Below are 14,687 nucleotides of genomic sequence, written 5' to 3'. Positions count from 1 at the left end.
AGACAATGTCACGTATAGGAAAATTGCCAATCAGCCTGCCAAATAATGTTGAATTTGCGATAGCAAAAGATAACGTTGTTACTGTAAAAGGACCAAAAGGCTCACTTACTACTCCGGTAGACAAAGACATGATTGTAAAGCAGGAGGAAAACCAGATCGTGGTGGAGCGTCCTACTGAGCAAAAGCGTCATAAAGCTATGCACGGTCTTTACCGCTCGCTGATCAACAACATGGTTGTTGGTGTAAGCGAAGGTTACAAAGAGCAGCTTGAGCTAGTGGGTGTAGGTTATAAAGCAACCGTGCAGGGAAACGTAATAGAGCTAGCTCTGGGATACTCTCACAATATCTTTATGGCCATGCCTCCGGAAGTTACTGCTACCGCAGTAACAGAAAAAGGTAAAGCTCCAGTTATTACGCTTGAAAGCAATGACAAGCAACTGATCGGTCAGGTAGCTGCTAAAATCAGAGCACTGCGCAAAGTAGAGCCTTACAAAGGTAAAGGTATCCGTTTTGTAGGTGAAGTTGTAAGAAGAAAAGCTGGTAAGACAGCGTCTAAATAATCATCATCATGTCTGTTAATAAAGTATCAAGAAGACTTAGAATTAAAAGAAGTATCAGAAACAAGATTTCTGGTACTTCTGCCAGACCGAGATTATCTGTTTTTAGAAGCAACAAAGCTATCTATGCGCAGTTGATCGATGACACTACAGGAAAAACTTTGGCGGCTGCCTCTTCTGCGAAGCTTGACGGTGTATCCAACGCTAATATTTCAGTGTCCAATCAGGTTGGAAAAGAAATAGGAGCAAAAGCTCTCGAGATGGGTATCTCTCAGGTGGTGTTTGACCGTTCTGGATACCTTTACCATGGTAACGTAAAATCATTGGCTGAAGGCGCTCGCGAGGCAGGCCTAAAATTCTAAGAATTATGTTGAAAAATAATGTTCGTAGTGTAAAGGCTAGCGAGATCGAACTCAAAGAAAGAGTAGTAGCGATCAATCGTGTGGCCAAAGTTGTAAAAGGTGGTAGAAGATTTAGCTTCGCTGCCATCGTCGTAGTAGGTGATGGTAACGGTGTAGTTGGATATGGCCTTGGTAAAGCAAATGAAGTTACTGACGCTATTGCGAAAGGTATTGATGATGCTAAGAAGAACCTGGTTAAAGTTCCTCTTTACCATCACACTGTGCCGCATGCAATGGAAGGTAAGTATTCAGGTGGTTTCGTGCTTGTGAAGCCTGCAGCTCCAGGTACAGGTGTAATTGCCGGTGGTGCAATGCGTGCCGTGCTTGAAAGTGCTGGTATAAAAGACGTACTTTGCAAGTCTAAAGGTTCTTCTAACCCACACAACGTGGTAAAGGCAACTTTTGACGCTTTGGCTAAGATGCGTGACCCTTTGGCCGTAGCACAGCAGCGTGGTGTTAATTTGCAGAAAGTATTTAACGGTTAATTGAGATGGCTAAAGTAACAATCACACAAGTTAAAAGCATTATTGACAGACCGAAAGACCAGAAGCTAACAATTCAAGCTTTAGGTCTTGGTAAGATCAATAAATCAGTAACTGTTGAAAAAACGCCTCAGATTGCTGGTATGATTAACAAGGTTCACAATTTAGTAGAAGTAAAGGACATTTAATATGTATTTGAATTCATTAAAACCTGCAGAAGGGTCTGTTAAGACTAGAAAGAGAATAGGCAGAGGAACTGGCTCAGGTAGAGGTGGAACTTCTACTAGAGGTCACAAAGGTGCCAAGTCTCGTTCAGGCTACTCGCAGAAGTCTGGCTTTGAAGGCGGTCAGATGCCACTTCAGAGACGTGTTCCTAAGTTTGGTTTCAAAAACTTCAACAGAGTAGAGTATAAAGGAATTAATTTAGATGTTCTGGAGTCATTGGCTGCGGATACTAATGAAAAAGTTTTTAACTTTGATTTCTTCAAGGCACACGGTTTAGTGTCCAAGAATGACAAAGTTAAGATCTTAGGTAGAGGAGAGATTTCTAAAGCTGTAGAAGTACACGCTCATGCTTTTTCTCAGACTGCCATTTCATCCATCGAAAAAGCAGGCGGTAAAACAGTAGCCCTTTAATTTTTATGAAGAAGTTTATAACAACAATTAAGAACATTTTTGCTATTGATGATCTAAGGGTACGAATTCTTAATACCTTAGGTTTTATAGCTATTTTTAGATTAGGTTCTTATGTTGTTCTTCCTGGTATAGATCCTAACCAGCTCAAGTCCAACACAGAGGGTATATTCGGCCTGTTGGATACGTTCTTAGGTGGAGCATTTAGCAATGCTTCCATCTTTGCGTTGGGTATTATGCCATATATATCAGCTTCTATCGTTTTACAGCTACTTACCATAGCCGTTCCTTATTTTCAGAAAATGCAGAAGGAGGGTGAGTCTGGTAGAAAGAAAATAAACCAAATCACCCGAGTTCTTACTATTATCATTACCCTTGCACAGGCGGTCGGCTTTGTGGCCACCATCAACAGCGAGGCAATCATAGTCAACACGACACTGTTTACCATCAGTTCGATGATTGTCCTGACATCAGGAACCATATTCTGTATGTGGCTTGGTGAAAAGATCACGGATAAAGGTATAGGCAACGGTATTTCAATGCTTATCATGATAGGCATTATCTCTCGTTTCCCTGGTGCTATTGTGGCAGAGGCATTGTCTAAAGAGTTGAATGGCGCTTTGCTATTTATCTTTGAGCTGATTGTTCTCTTCTTCGTTGTAATGTCTGTAGTTATGTTGACACAGGCTATCAGAAGAATTCCTGTACAGTATGCTAAGCAAGTTGGTGGCAGTTCTCTTTACAGCGGTCAGCGTCAGTTCATTCCACTGAAAGTGAATGCTGCAGGTGTTATGCCGATCATTTTCGCTCAATCACTAATGTTCCTGCCTTCTATGATTGCTTCAATCTGGGCTGACTCAAATGAAACAGCGAGTTACATCGGTGCTACATTCTCTGACTTTACATCATGGCAGTACAATGTAGTGTTTGGATTAATGATTCTGATCTTTACATACTTCTACACAGCGATCACGGTTAATCCAAATCAGATTGCTGACGATCTGAAGCGTAGCGGTGGCTTTGTGCCAGGTGTAAAACCGGGTCGTGCTACCTCTGAGTATATCGATAATATTCTCACTAAGATCACGCTTCCTGGTGCTATTTATCTAGCACTTGTGGCAATCTTCCCTGCTATCGCCATGCTATTCGGAGTGACAAGAGAGTTCGCCCAATTCTATGGTGGTACTTCACTTATCATTATGGTGGGTGTCGTGCTTGACACGCTGCAGCAAATCGAAAGTTATTTACTAATGCGTCATTATGATGGCATGATGAAATCTGGAAAGCTAAGAGGCAGAACAGAAAATATTGCCATGGTATCCTAATAAATGGTTTTTTACAAGACTGAAGAAGAAATTGAGCTAATTCGCCAGAGTGCTTTAATATTAAGTAAAGCACATGGCGAAATAGCTCTTCTTATAAAAGAGGGGGTATCCACCCTTACACTGGATAAAAGAGCTGAAGAGTTCATAAAAGATCATGGTGCTGTCCCATCTTTTAAAAACTATAATGGGTTTCCTTTTAGCCTTTGTATCTCGGTAAATTCTAATGTAGTGCATGGGATGCCAGGGAATTACGTTTTGAACGATGGGGATATAATTTCTGTTGACGGTGGTGTCTATCTCAATGGATTCCATAGTGACTCTGCCTATACCCATGCTGTTGGAAATGTCTCAGAAGAGGTTGCCCAACTACTGGAAGTTACTAAAGAGTCCTTGTACAAGGGAATCGAAAAGGCAGTTGTCGGAAACCGACTTGGTGATATAAGCCATGCTATCCAGACATACGCTGAAGCTTCTAAATATGGAGTTGTTCGTGAATTGGTAGGACACGGTATTGGCCGCAACTTGCATGAATCTCCTGAAGTGCCCAACTACGGAAAACGTGGTCAGGGAATGAAGCTTCAAAACGGTTTGGTACTTGCGATTGAGCCCATGGTTAATCTCGGTACCAGGTATATTATTCAGGAAGAGGACGGATGGACAATCCGTACTCGTGATAATAAACCTTCCGCTCATTTTGAGCATACAGTAGTCGTAAGAAATAACAAAGCAGAAGTATTAACAACTTTTGAATACATAGATAAAGCTAAACAACAATAAATGGCGAAGCAGTCCTCTATCGAGCAAGACGGTACTATCATCGAAGCATTATCAAATGCAATGTTCCGGGTAGAGTTAGAAAATGGACATCAGGTAGTGGCGCATATCTCAGGTAAAATGAGAATGAATTATATCAAAATACTGCCAGGTGACCGCGTTAAGTTGGAGATGTCACCCTATGATTTAACTAAAGGAAGAATTGTTTATCGTTATAAATAACTACAATGAAAGTCAAAGCATCAGTAAAAAAGAGAAGTGTTGACTGTAAGATTATCCGTCGCAAGGGTAAGCTCTACGTTATCAACAAAAAGAATCCAAGATATAAACAAAGACAAGGATAATTATTAATTATGGCAAGAATAGCAGGAGTTGATATTCCGGACAACAAAAGAGGAGAGATCTCTTTGACTTACATTTTTGGTATAGGTCGTAATCTCTCTGTTCAAATCCTAAACAAAGCCGGGGTGGATCTTGACAAAAAGGTGAAAGACTGGACCGAAGATGAAGCTAATGAGATCAGAAATATCATTGCAGCTGAGATCAAAACAGAAGGTGTTCTGAGATCAGAAGTGCAATTGCATATTAAGCGTCTTCTTGATATTGGCTGCTACCGTGGTTTGAGACACCGTAAAGGTCTACCTGTACGAGGTCAGCGCACGAAGAATAACTCGCGCACAAGAAAAGGTAAGCGCAAGACAGTAGCAAACAAGAAGAAAGCTTCTAAATAATTTTTGATCATGGCTCAGAAAAGAAAAGACAAAGCTAAGAAGCGTGTTGTAATTGTTGAATCAACAGGCCAGGTACACATCAAAGCTTCTTTCAACAATATCATTATCTCAGTAACCAATAACGCAGGACAAGTTATCTCTTGGGCTTCTGCTGGTAAAATGGGTTTTAAAGGTTCTAAAAAGAACACTCCTTACGCTGCACAAATGGCAGCTTCAGATTGCGCTAAGGTTGCTTATGACCTAGGAATGCGCAAAGCTGAGGTTTTCGTTAAAGGTCCTGGTGCAGGTAGAGAGTCCGCCATCCGTACTGTACAGAATACTGGCATCGAAGTGACAACTATCAAAGATGTTACGCCACTTCCTCACAACGGATGTCGTCCTCCTAAACGCAGAAGAGTTTAATTAGTAATTCAGATTAAATACAATGGCAAGATATACTGGTCCTAAAAGCAAAATCTCTAGAAAGTTTAACGAGGAGATTTTCGGCCCAAGCAAAGCATTAAAAAAGAAAAGCTATCCTCCGGGACAGCACGGCCGTGGCCGTCGTAAGAAGCAGTCCGAATACGCGCTTCAGCTGACTGAAAAGCAGAAAGCCAAGTTCATTTATGGCATGCTTGAAAAGCAATTCGCAAATCTGTTTGAGAAAGCTGCCAGAAAAGGTGGTGTAACTGGTGAGCAATTCCTGACCCTTCTGGAGTCTAGACTTGATAACACAGTTTACAGACTTGGTATTGCTCCAACAAGAAGAGCTGCTCGTCAGCTAGTATTGCACAAGCACATCACTGTTAACGGTGAGATTGTAAACATACCTTCATATAGCTTAAAAGTTGGTGATACGGTAGCTGTTAGAGAGAAATCTAAATCTCTAGAAGCAATTACTACTAGCCTGAGCGTTCGCAATGCGCGTGCTTTCAGTTGGTTAGAGTGGGATGGAGCTGAGATGGTTGGTAAATTTGTGTCTGCGCCACAGCGTGACCAGATCCCTGAGAAAATTCAGGAGCAGCTGATCGTCGAGTTCTATTCTAAGTAAGCCGCATAATCAAATTTTAACCTTTAACACTGCAAGTATGTCAATATTAGCATTTCAAATGCCAGAGAAAGTTGTGATGGAAAAAGCCGACGACTTTCATGGTTTATTTGAATTCAAGCCGCTTGAAAAAGGTTACGGAGTAACCATCGGTAATGCTCTGCGAAGAATTTTGCTTTCTTCTTTGGAAGGATTCGCAATTACTAGCGTTCGCATACCTGGTGTACTGCATGAGTTCTCGTCTGTTGAAGGCGTAGTGGAGGATGTATCTGATATTATCCTCAACCTGAAAATGGTTCGCTTTAAGAAAATAAGCGAAGTTATCGATGACAAAGTTACCGTTACCATCTCAGGTCAGGATAAGTTTGTAGCTGGCGACATAAGTAAGTTTTCTACAAGCTTTGAGGTGTTAAACCCAGAGTTGGTAATCTGCAACCTGGATAAGAACATGACACTGGAAGTTGAGTTGACTATTCAGAAAGGACGTGGCTACGTTCCTGCTGAAGAGAACAAGCCGGTTGACCAGGTGTTCGGTCTTATCCCGATCGATGCCATCTTTACGCCTATCAAGAATGTAAAGTTCAGTGTAGAGAATACACGCGTTGAGCAGAAGACTGACTATGAAAAGCTAGTGCTTGACATACAGACTGATGGTTCTATTCATCCGGAAGATGCCCTGAAAGGTGCTGCAAATATTTTGATCCAGCACTTCATGCTCTTCTCTGACAACACAATGACCTTCGAAACAGCTAAGCCTGAAGAAGAAGAAGCTGTAGATGAGGAACTGCTGCACATGCGCAAAGTACTGAAGACTTCGCTTCAGGATATGGATCTTTCAGTTAGAGCTTACAACTGTCTTAAGGCCGCCGACATCAAAACGCTTGGTGACCTTGTACAGCTTGACATCTCTGACATGATGAAGTTCCGTAACTTTGGTAAGAAGTCTTTGACTGAGCTTGAGAACCTGGTACAAGAGAAGGGCCTGACTTTTGGCATGGACCTTTCTAAGTATAAATTAGAAGAAGATTAATCAATCTACGGCATAATTCCCGATCCCCGGGTGGGTTGATCGACGGTATGCACGTGCACAATTCAAAATAATGAGACACGGTAAAAAAGTAAATCACTTAGGAAGAACCGCTTCGCACCGCAAAGCAATGCTGTCAAACATGGCTGCTTCGCTTATCCTGCACAAGCGTCTTTCTACTACAGTAGCCAAGGCAAAAGCACTACGCAAGTATGTTGAGCCCCTACTGACTAAAGCTAAAAACGACACAACTCACTCTAGAAGAACTGTTTTCGCATACCTGCAAGACAAGGAGTCTGTGAAAGAGCTGTTTGACGAAGTATCTGTTAAAATCGCGAACAGACCAGGTGGCTATACCCGCATTCTGAAGACTGGTTACAGACTAGGTGACAACGCAGAAATGTGCGTTATCGAGCTTGTTGACTACAACGAAGATATGCTGACTACAACTGGTACTGCTGGTGCTAAGAAAACTCGTCGTCGTTCTTCTTCTAAGAAAAAAGGTGCTGAGTCTACTGAGGCTTCAACTCCTGCAACTCCAGAAGCAGAGGGTACTAAAGAAGAGACAAAAGATGCTGAATAAGCTTCATTTGTGAAATATTGTAAAGGGACATGACATTAGTCGTGTCCCTTTTTTATTTTTGTATCAAATTATCAAGATGAAGAAACACACAACTTCCGAAGCTATTCTTTTATTGCAAGATGGTACCGTCTTCACGGGCAAAAGCCTGGGACGCATTGGTACGACAGGTGGTGAGTTATGCTTTAATACAGGTATGACAGGTTACCAGGAAATCTTCACGGATCCGTCTTATTACGGTCAGTTAGTTGTCACTACATTTTCCCACATAGGCAATTATGGTGTACAGTCTGACGAGGTAGAATCGGATAAAGTACAGATCAATGGCCTTGTTTGTAAGGAATTCTCGCATTTCTTTTCCCGTAAGCAAGCAGAAGGTTCTCTGCAGGATTATTTTGAAAAAGCAGGTATAGTAGGGATCTGTGAAATCGACACCCGTGCCCTAGTGCGACATATTCGCGATAAAGGAGCCATGAACGGTATTATCTCATCTGAGACTGCTGACGTAGCAGTGTTGAAGCAGAGATTAGCGGAGGTGCCTTCCATGGATGGTCTTGAGCTTTCATCGCATGTGAGTACGCATGAGATTTACCACATGAAACCTGAGGAGGTGAAGTATAAAGTGGCTGTGCTGGACCTTGGTGTTAAGCGTAATAGTTTGAACAACCTGGTGGCACGTGGCTGCGAAGTGAAGGTATTCCCATACGATACGCCATTCGAAGAAATGGAGAAGTGGAACCCAGATGGTTACTTTATATCAAACGGCCCTGGCGATCCGGCTGCAACAACAGTAGCTATCAACAGTGTGAAGCAAATACTGGATAAGAGCAGACCGATGTTCGGTATTTGCATGGGGCATCAGATGCTGGCGCAGGCCAATGGCATTGCTACCTACAAAATGCACAATGGACACAGAGGCCTGAATCATCCTGTGAAAAACCTGATCACCGGGCTGAGCGAGATCACCTCGCAAAACCACGGTTTTGTGGTAGATGCAGAACAACTGAAGAACCATCCGGACGTAGAAGTGACGCATATCAACCTGAACGATAACACAGTGGAAGGTATACGCATGAAGTCGAAGCCGGCGTTCTCGGTGCAGTATCACCCTGAGTCTTCACCGGGACCTCATGATTCCGTTTACCTGTTCGACGATTTTATCGCCCTGTTAGAGCAAAACAAGTAAAACTATATAAAAACAAACCGATGAGCTTAATTACAGATATTAAAGCCCGCCAGATCTTTGATTCAAGAGGCAACCCGACAGTAGAAGTTGATGTGTTTACAGAGAGCGGCGTGCTAGGCCGTGCTGCTGTGCCTTCCGGCGCTTCTACGGGTGTGCATGAGGCGGTAGAACTTCGCGATGGTGACAAAGGCAGATACATGGGCAAAGGTGTACTGCAGGCCGTTCAGAATGTAAACGAGAAAATAGCTGAAGAGCTTGTCGGATTTCCGGTTTTTGAGCAGAACCTGCTTGACAAGATCATGATTGAGCTGGATGGCACGGAGAACAAAGGCAACCTGGGCGCTAATGCCATACTAGGCGTTTCGCTGGCTATTGCTCGTGCAGCTGCACAGGAACTTGGTATGCCGTTGTACCGCTACGTAGGTGGTGTCAATGCCAACACATTGCCTGTGCCAATGATGAACATCCTGAACGGTGGTAGTCACGCTGACAATGCCATCGACTTCCAGGAGTTTATGATCATGCCGGTTGGTGCGCCTTCATTCTCTGAAGCGCTGCGTATGGGATCTGAGGTGTTCCATCACCTGAAAAATGTACTCAAGAAGAAAGGTCTTTCTACGAACGTAGGTGACGAGGGCGGCTTTGCTCCGAATATTGCGTCTAACGTAGAGGCGATCGAGGTAGTACTGCAGGCGATCGAAGCGGCTGGTTATAAGCCAGGCGATGACATGATGATCGCCATGGATGCGGCCAGCTCTGAGTTCTACGACAAGTCTACGGGTCTCTATACCTTCAAGAAGTCTACCGGCGATAAGTTGACCTCTTCTGAAATGGTGAGCTACTGGAAAGAGTGGACCGAGAAATACCCAATTGCTTCGATTGAAGACGGTATGGACGAAGACGACTGGAAAGGCTGGAAAGAGCTGACTGAGTCAATCGGCAGCAAAGTACAACTGGTAGGTGACGACTTGTTTGTTACGAACGTGAACCGTCTGCAGCAAGGTATAGACCAGGGCGTGGCCAACTCCATCCTGATCAAAGTAAACCAGATTGGTACACTGACAGAGACGATCAACGCGATTAACCTGGGCCTGCGCCATGGGTATAAGAGTGTGATGTCGCACCGCTCAGGTGAAACGGAAGACAACACCATCGCAGACCTGGCAGTGGCCCTTAACACAGGCCAGATCAAGACAGGCTCAGCTTCCCGCTCTGACCGTATGGCTAAGTACAACCAACTGCTCCGTATTGAGGAGGAGCTCGGAGAAGTGGCTTATTATCCTGGAAAGAAGTTCTAACGAACATCCTGAAAATATTTTAGGCATAAGGCTGTGGGTTTATGACTCACAGCCTTATTTTTGTGTAAAGCCCTCAGTGTAATATCTATAGTATCCTATATATGCTCAATCGTATACCTAAGTTTGTCCGCAGTTTCTATTTCATAACAGGTATGCTGTTTTTGGTGTGGATGTTATTTTTCGACTCTAACGACTTTATCACACAGTACCGCATGAGTAGGGAGCTGCACAATAAAGAGAAAGACAAGGAGTACTACCTCGAGAAAATGGCCGAGGTGCAGCAGGACCGCGAGGAACTGATGGGCAACCCGGAACTGCTCGAGAAATTTGCGAGAGAGAAATACCTGATGAAGCGCCCAAGTGAGGACGTGTTTATCGTTGTGCCAAAGAAAGAAAAGTAAGGTATAGGTCCATCGAGGGATATGCAGAAAGCTGTTTTGATGAACAGCTTTCTGCATTTATAGCCTCAAAGAGCGAAAAAGTCATTAATGTCATAGGAATGACGTAGAAATACCGCAAGCCTGGATGGCACTTTTACTGTAGTATTGAGAAACAAACCTAAAAAACTACACTATGAATGAGTTAGGAAACAGAATTCTCGAAATACGAAAGCGACAGGGCCTGAGCCAGGAGGAGCTATCAGAAATGGCAGGTATAAGTCTGCGGACTTTGCAGCGTATAGAGAAAGGAGAGACCGAACCGCGCGGCTATACCTTGAAATCCATCTGCCAGGCACTAAACGTAGACGTGGAGGAGGTATACGATTATGGCAAGGAGCCTGACAAAAGCGTGCTGCTGTTGATGCACCTGTCCGTGCTTCGTATTTGCTGATGCCGCTCGGCAATCTCGTTTTTCCGCTCATCATCTGGATTACACAGAAAAAGAAAGTGCTCCATGTGCATGAGCAGGGCATCAGCCTGTTGAACTTTCAGATTACCTGGTCTCTGGTCACCTATCCGCTAGTCATGCTTTTTGCCTGGATGAAGATCATGCACTACCCGGGTTCGTGGTATGTGTTTGCCGCCTATCTGGTGCTCTACTTCCTCAATGCGCTCTACGTCATTAGAGTCTGCTGGCTGGTGAGCAAAGACGCAACTCACGATCCATACCCTGTCTCGTTCACTATATTGAAGGCATAAGCCCGGAGATCAGGTATAAAGCGCCGACATCCCGACACCTCCCCTGATTTTTTCGTAACTTTGCGTATAGTGCTGCCCAGGTATAGGGCGGCCTCACTAACGTATACAAACATGGCAAAAGTTGCGATAAACCTTTCTACAGGAGCCCTTCAGCAGGAAGAGGTGATTGTAGGTATAGACCTCGGGACTACCAACAGCCTGGTAGCCTACATACATCCAGAAACCAAAAAACCAGTAGCCATCAACGACCTGGGGCGTGGTACCATTGTGCCGTCCATTGTGCATTTTACACAGAGCGGAGAGACGATTGTGGGCACGGAAGCGAAAGACTACCTGACCACCGACCCCGCCAACACCATTTACTCCGTTAAGCGCCTGCTGGGCAAATCATACAAAGACCTCGGCGAGCACAAAGACTACTTCGGCTATAAGATCATCGACGACGACAGCGAAGGCCTGGTGAAAATTAGGGTAGGAGATAAGTTCTACTCCCCAATCGAGCTGTCTGCGGAAATACTGAAGGAACTGCGCGAGCGTGCCGAACATGCCCTAAAAACTCCGGTAAACAGAGCCGTGATCACAGTGCCCGCCTACTTCAACGACTCCCAGCGCCAGGCCACCCGCGATGCCGGCAAGCTGGCCGGGCTGGAAGTGCTGCGCATCGTAAACGAGCCAACGGCGGCCTCGCTTGCTTATGGTATAGGTATAGATCCCTCTGAAGAAAAGACGATTGCCGTATACGACCTGGGCGGTGGTACGTTTGATATCTCTATCCTAAGCCTGCATCAAGGTATATTTGAGGTGCTCTCCACGCACGGCGATACTTACTTGGGCGGCGACGACATGGACCGGGCCATTATCAACTACTGGATTCAGGAAAACCAGCTCGTGGCAGATAGCATCAACGAGGACAAAAAACTACAGCAGGTACTGCGCCTGAAAGCTGAAGAGGCTAAAAAGGCGCTCAGTCAGCAGCAGATCTATACCAGCAGGGTGAACGACACGATAGAATGCGGCATCACGCGTCACAAGTTCGAGGAACTGATTGCCCCGATCGTGGCCAAGACCATCGAAAGCTGCCGACAGGCGATGGGCGATGCCAAACTAAAGCCGGAACAAATTGATGCCGTGATCATGGTGGGTGGCTCTACCCGTGTGCCGCTGGTATACGAGACGGTATCGGAGTTTTTCGGCAAGCCCGCGAACATTTCCCTCAACCCTGATGAAGTGGTATCCCTGGGAGCGGCCATTCAGGCTGATATCCTATCAGGTAACCGCAAAGACATCCTCTTACTGGACGTGACGCCACTCACGCTAGGTATAGAAACCATGGGCGGACTGATGGACTCGATCATCCCACGCAACTCCAAGATCCCTACCAAAGCCGGCCGCCAGTACACGACATCGATCGACGGGCAGGTTAACATGAAAATATCCGTTTACCAGGGTGAGCGTGACCTGGTGCAGGAAAACAGAAAGCTGGCCGAGTTCGACCTGAAAGGTATACCGGCCATGCCAGCAGGCTTTCCGAAAGTGGACGTGAACTTCATTCTGAACGCCGACGGCATCTTGAAAGTAGAGGCGATTGAACTGCGCTCTGGTGTGCGGCAGGAGGTAGAAGTGAAACCACAGTACGGCCTGACGGACTCGCAGGTAGAGCAAATGCTGATGGACTCTATCACGCACGCCCGCGAAGACGTGTCGGCACGTATGGTGATTGAAGCCCGCACCACAGCTGAGCAGATGCTGTACCAGGTGGAGCGCTTCCTGGAGAAGAACGGACAGCACCTGACCGAAGCCGAAGTAAACCTGACACGCGAGAATCTGCAGAAACTGCGTGATGTGCTGCCAAGCGGCGACAAAGACCAGATACTGAAAGCGGTGGATAATCTAGAAGAGCAGACCAGCCCGTTTGCAGAGCGTGTGATGCAGATTTCCATCAAGCAGGCCATGGCCGGCAAGAAAATCGAATAGGCTATACCTGTTGCCTATACCTGCAAACAAGAAGAGCTGACCGTAATGGCCAGCTCTTCTCGTTTTATCGGCTAATGGAAATCAGCGCGTCGAGTAAGGTATAGTTCAGGTATAGCAGCGTTAAGGCCACGATCACCCCGACCAGCACACTGGCATAAGGCTCATCTTGTTCGCGTACGCCTTTAACGCCCCAGTATACATAGGCCACCAAGGCAAGCAGACCGTAAAGCAGCAGGAGCACAGGTATAGCAATCAGCACCGACTCCGGAACAAGGCTCCAGAAATAATTGAAACCGAGCCAGGCCACATTTAAGGTCCAGGACACTACCAGCATCAGGATACTGCGCCGCGTGGAGCCCAGGCCCAGTACCTGGAACAGGGCTATACCTTTGTCGGTCGCCATGGCTTAGAATTTCACGCCTAGTTTTTTGCCTAACTCCGCCAGGTCTTTCTCAACAGGTGGCAGCAATGGTATACCTTTTTGCAGGCGTATAGCAGTCATGATGCGCTCCGGATCGCCAGGTATAAGCACGGCTTCTTCACCGCTCTTCACATCCGCCTTGCGAAATGATGTGATCCAGTTGTCCATGTGCTGCTTGAACTCGTCGGCTGGACGGAAAGCGTCGATGCGCATCGCTCCGAGGAAGTGGCCTATCCCTTTGCCCACTGGGTCGATAGGCGGCGCCAGGAAGCTCACAAAAGGCGGCACCCACGGACCGTAATTTGCTCCGGATAGTACCGCAGAGAATATATCGACGATAGCGCCCAGAGCATAACCCTTGTGACTGCCATGAGTCAGGTCACTGCCTAGTGGTAGGAGCGAACCACCCTGTTTTAATTCGTCTGCATTGTCCGTGTCCTCGCCTTGAGCCGTTTGTATCCAGCCGAGTGGCGCTTTTTCGTTTTTGCGCTGCAGGATTTCCAGCTTGCCATTGGCTGCAGAAGCAGTAGCAAAGTCTGCCACGAAAGGAGGCTGTTCTTTGGCAGGCACCGCCACCGCAATCGGGTTGGTGCCCAGCATGCGCTTCGTCGAGTGGGTGGGCGCCACCAGCGGGCTGGCGTTCGTCATGGCCATCCCGATCATGTCGCGCTGCAGGGCCTGCATGGCGTGGTAGCCTGCTATACCGAAGTGGTTTGAGTTCCGAACCGACACCCAACCTGTACCTACGTTCTCTGCTTTCTGCATGGCAATGTCCATGGCGCGTGGCGCCACCACCAGGCCGAGTCCGCCGTCGCCGTCTACTGTGGCAGTGCTGGGCGTTTCGTGCACAATGGAAATGGAGGGCTTCGGGTTGATGCGGCCTGCTTCCCAAAGGCGAACGTAACCGCTCAGTCGGGCCACGCCATGGGAATCAATGCCGCGCAGGTCAGCTTCCAGCAATACCTGGGTCGCCAGTTGGGCGTCTTCCAGCGGGCAGCCGATGTTCAGAAAAATCTCGCGGGTGAAGTCAAAGAGGTGTCGGTATGGGTACATAGTAATCGGATTAGGGCCGCAAATTAAAAAAATATCAGGCCAATGCCTCGCAATTCCTAAAGCGATTGTCCTTCACGGA

Annotated in this window: 22 protein-coding genes; 20 read left to right on the top strand and 2 right to left on the bottom strand. The window is 46.2% G+C overall.

What is annotated here, in order from left to right; genetic code table 11:
- Positions 1–5: 5 nt before the first annotated feature.
- The 20 genes from rplF (at position 6) to hscA (ending at position 13,134) form a co-directional block, all read left to right on the top strand.
- Entirely contained in the window at positions 6–560 is a 555-nt protein-coding gene (rplF, locus tag AC4QZR_RS02510; protein WP_253400893.1) for a 50S ribosomal protein L6, read from the top strand.
- 8 nt (positions 561–568) lie between these two features.
- Positions 569–919 (top strand): 50S ribosomal protein L18, encoded by a 351-nt coding sequence (gene rplR / locus AC4QZR_RS02505; protein ID WP_494479506.1) that lies wholly within the window; start codon positions 569–571, stop codon positions 917–919.
- 5 nt (positions 920–924) lie between these two features.
- Positions 925–1,443 (top strand): 30S ribosomal protein S5, encoded by a 519-nt coding sequence (gene rpsE, locus AC4QZR_RS02500; RefSeq protein ID WP_188501556.1) that lies wholly within the window; start codon positions 925–927, stop codon positions 1,441–1,443.
- A gap of 5 nt (positions 1,444–1,448) precedes the next feature.
- Positions 1,449–1,628 carry a 50S ribosomal protein L30 gene (gene rpmD / locus AC4QZR_RS02495; RefSeq protein ID WP_188501557.1) on the top strand — a complete coding sequence of 60 codons (180 nt, stop codon included), beginning with the start codon at positions 1,449–1,451 and terminating at the stop codon, positions 1,626–1,628.
- Position 1,629: 1 nt separating this feature from the next.
- Positions 1,630–2,076 (top strand): 50S ribosomal protein L15, encoded by a 447-nt coding sequence (rplO, locus tag AC4QZR_RS02490; RefSeq protein ID WP_116541558.1) that lies wholly within the window; start codon positions 1,630–1,632, stop codon positions 2,074–2,076.
- Between the two features lie 5 nt (positions 2,077–2,081).
- Positions 2,082–3,398: a preprotein translocase subunit SecY gene (secY, locus tag AC4QZR_RS02485; protein WP_188501558.1), complete on the top strand. Its 1,317-nt coding sequence runs from the start codon at positions 2,082–2,084 to the stop codon at positions 3,396–3,398.
- 3 nt (positions 3,399–3,401) lie between these two features.
- A complete protein-coding gene (gene map, locus AC4QZR_RS02480) occupies positions 3,402–4,175 on the top strand; it encodes a type I methionyl aminopeptidase (protein ID WP_494479505.1) in 774 nt (257 codons plus the stop codon).
- Positions 4,176–4,394 (top strand): translation initiation factor IF-1, encoded by a 219-nt coding sequence (infA, locus tag AC4QZR_RS02475; RefSeq protein ID WP_018476861.1) that lies wholly within the window; start codon positions 4,176–4,178, stop codon positions 4,392–4,394.
- Between the two features lie 5 nt (positions 4,395–4,399).
- A complete protein-coding gene (rpmJ, locus tag AC4QZR_RS02470; protein ID WP_045688470.1) occupies positions 4,400–4,516 on the top strand; it encodes a 50S ribosomal protein L36 in 117 nt (38 codons plus the stop codon).
- Positions 4,517–4,525: 9 nt separating this feature from the next.
- The gene (gene rpsM, locus AC4QZR_RS02465) at positions 4,526–4,903 is read left to right on the top strand and encodes a 30S ribosomal protein S13 (protein WP_076669293.1); all 378 of its coding nucleotides are present in this window, start codon (positions 4,526–4,528) and stop codon (positions 4,901–4,903) included.
- 9 nt (positions 4,904–4,912) lie between these two features.
- Positions 4,913–5,305, top strand: coding sequence for a 30S ribosomal protein S11 (gene rpsK / locus AC4QZR_RS02460; protein WP_116541555.1), 393 nt, complete (start codon positions 4,913–4,915; stop codon positions 5,303–5,305).
- 22 nt (positions 5,306–5,327) lie between these two features.
- Positions 5,328–5,933 (top strand): 30S ribosomal protein S4, encoded by a 606-nt coding sequence (gene rpsD / locus AC4QZR_RS02455; protein ID WP_076669294.1) that lies wholly within the window; start codon positions 5,328–5,330, stop codon positions 5,931–5,933.
- Positions 5,934–5,970: 37 nt separating this feature from the next.
- The gene (locus tag AC4QZR_RS02450; protein ID WP_253400890.1) at positions 5,971–6,960 is read left to right on the top strand and encodes a DNA-directed RNA polymerase subunit alpha; all 990 of its coding nucleotides are present in this window, start codon (positions 5,971–5,973) and stop codon (positions 6,958–6,960) included.
- A 70-nt stretch (positions 6,961–7,030) separates the two neighbouring features.
- Complete coding sequence (gene rplQ / locus AC4QZR_RS02445) at positions 7,031–7,540, top strand: 50S ribosomal protein L17 (protein ID WP_253400889.1); 510 nt, start codon at positions 7,031–7,033, stop codon at positions 7,538–7,540.
- Between the two features lie 76 nt (positions 7,541–7,616).
- On the top strand, positions 7,617–8,723 hold the full coding sequence (carA, locus tag AC4QZR_RS02440; RefSeq protein WP_494479504.1) for a glutamine-hydrolyzing carbamoyl-phosphate synthase small subunit: 1,107 nt from the start codon (positions 7,617–7,619) through the stop codon (positions 8,721–8,723).
- 20 nt (positions 8,724–8,743) lie between these two features.
- Entirely contained in the window at positions 8,744–10,021 is a 1,278-nt protein-coding gene (eno, locus tag AC4QZR_RS02435) for a phosphopyruvate hydratase (protein ID WP_494479503.1), read from the top strand.
- A 101-nt stretch (positions 10,022–10,122) separates the two neighbouring features.
- Entirely contained in the window at positions 10,123–10,422 is a 300-nt protein-coding gene (locus tag AC4QZR_RS02430) for an FtsB family cell division protein (protein ID WP_253400886.1), read from the top strand.
- A gap of 172 nt (positions 10,423–10,594) precedes the next feature.
- Positions 10,595–10,852, top strand: a complete 258-nt coding sequence (locus AC4QZR_RS02425; protein ID WP_494479502.1) for a helix-turn-helix domain-containing protein — start codon at positions 10,595–10,597, stop codon at positions 10,850–10,852.
- Positions 10,852–11,160, top strand: coding sequence for a magnetosome magnetite crystal formation protein family (locus AC4QZR_RS02420; RefSeq protein WP_494479501.1), 309 nt, complete (start codon positions 10,852–10,854; stop codon positions 11,158–11,160). The genes AC4QZR_RS02425 and AC4QZR_RS02420 overlap by 1 nt, the downstream gene beginning before the upstream one ends.
- Before the next feature lie 111 nt (positions 11,161–11,271).
- Entirely contained in the window at positions 11,272–13,134 is a 1,863-nt protein-coding gene (hscA, locus tag AC4QZR_RS02415; protein WP_494479500.1) for a Fe-S protein assembly chaperone HscA, read from the top strand.
- Between the two features lie 64 nt (positions 13,135–13,198).
- On the opposite strand, the gene AC4QZR_RS02410 is transcribed toward hscA, so the two are convergent.
- Together AC4QZR_RS02410 and AC4QZR_RS02405 are read right to left on the bottom strand one after the other, a co-directional pair.
- On the bottom strand, positions 13,199–13,537 hold the full coding sequence (locus AC4QZR_RS02410) for a hypothetical protein (protein WP_494479499.1): 339 nt from the start codon (positions 13,535–13,537) through the stop codon (positions 13,199–13,201).
- Positions 13,538–13,540: 3 nt separating this feature from the next.
- On the bottom strand, positions 13,541–14,608 hold the full coding sequence (locus AC4QZR_RS02405) for an Ldh family oxidoreductase (protein ID WP_494479498.1): 1,068 nt from the start codon (positions 14,606–14,608) through the stop codon (positions 13,541–13,543).
- Between the last annotated feature and the right edge of the window lie 79 nt (positions 14,609–14,687).

Source organism: Pontibacter sp. YIM B11418, assembly GCF_059278805.1.
The sequence above is the reverse complement of the archived record's forward strand: the minus strand, read 5'-3'. Positions and strand labels throughout refer to the sequence as shown.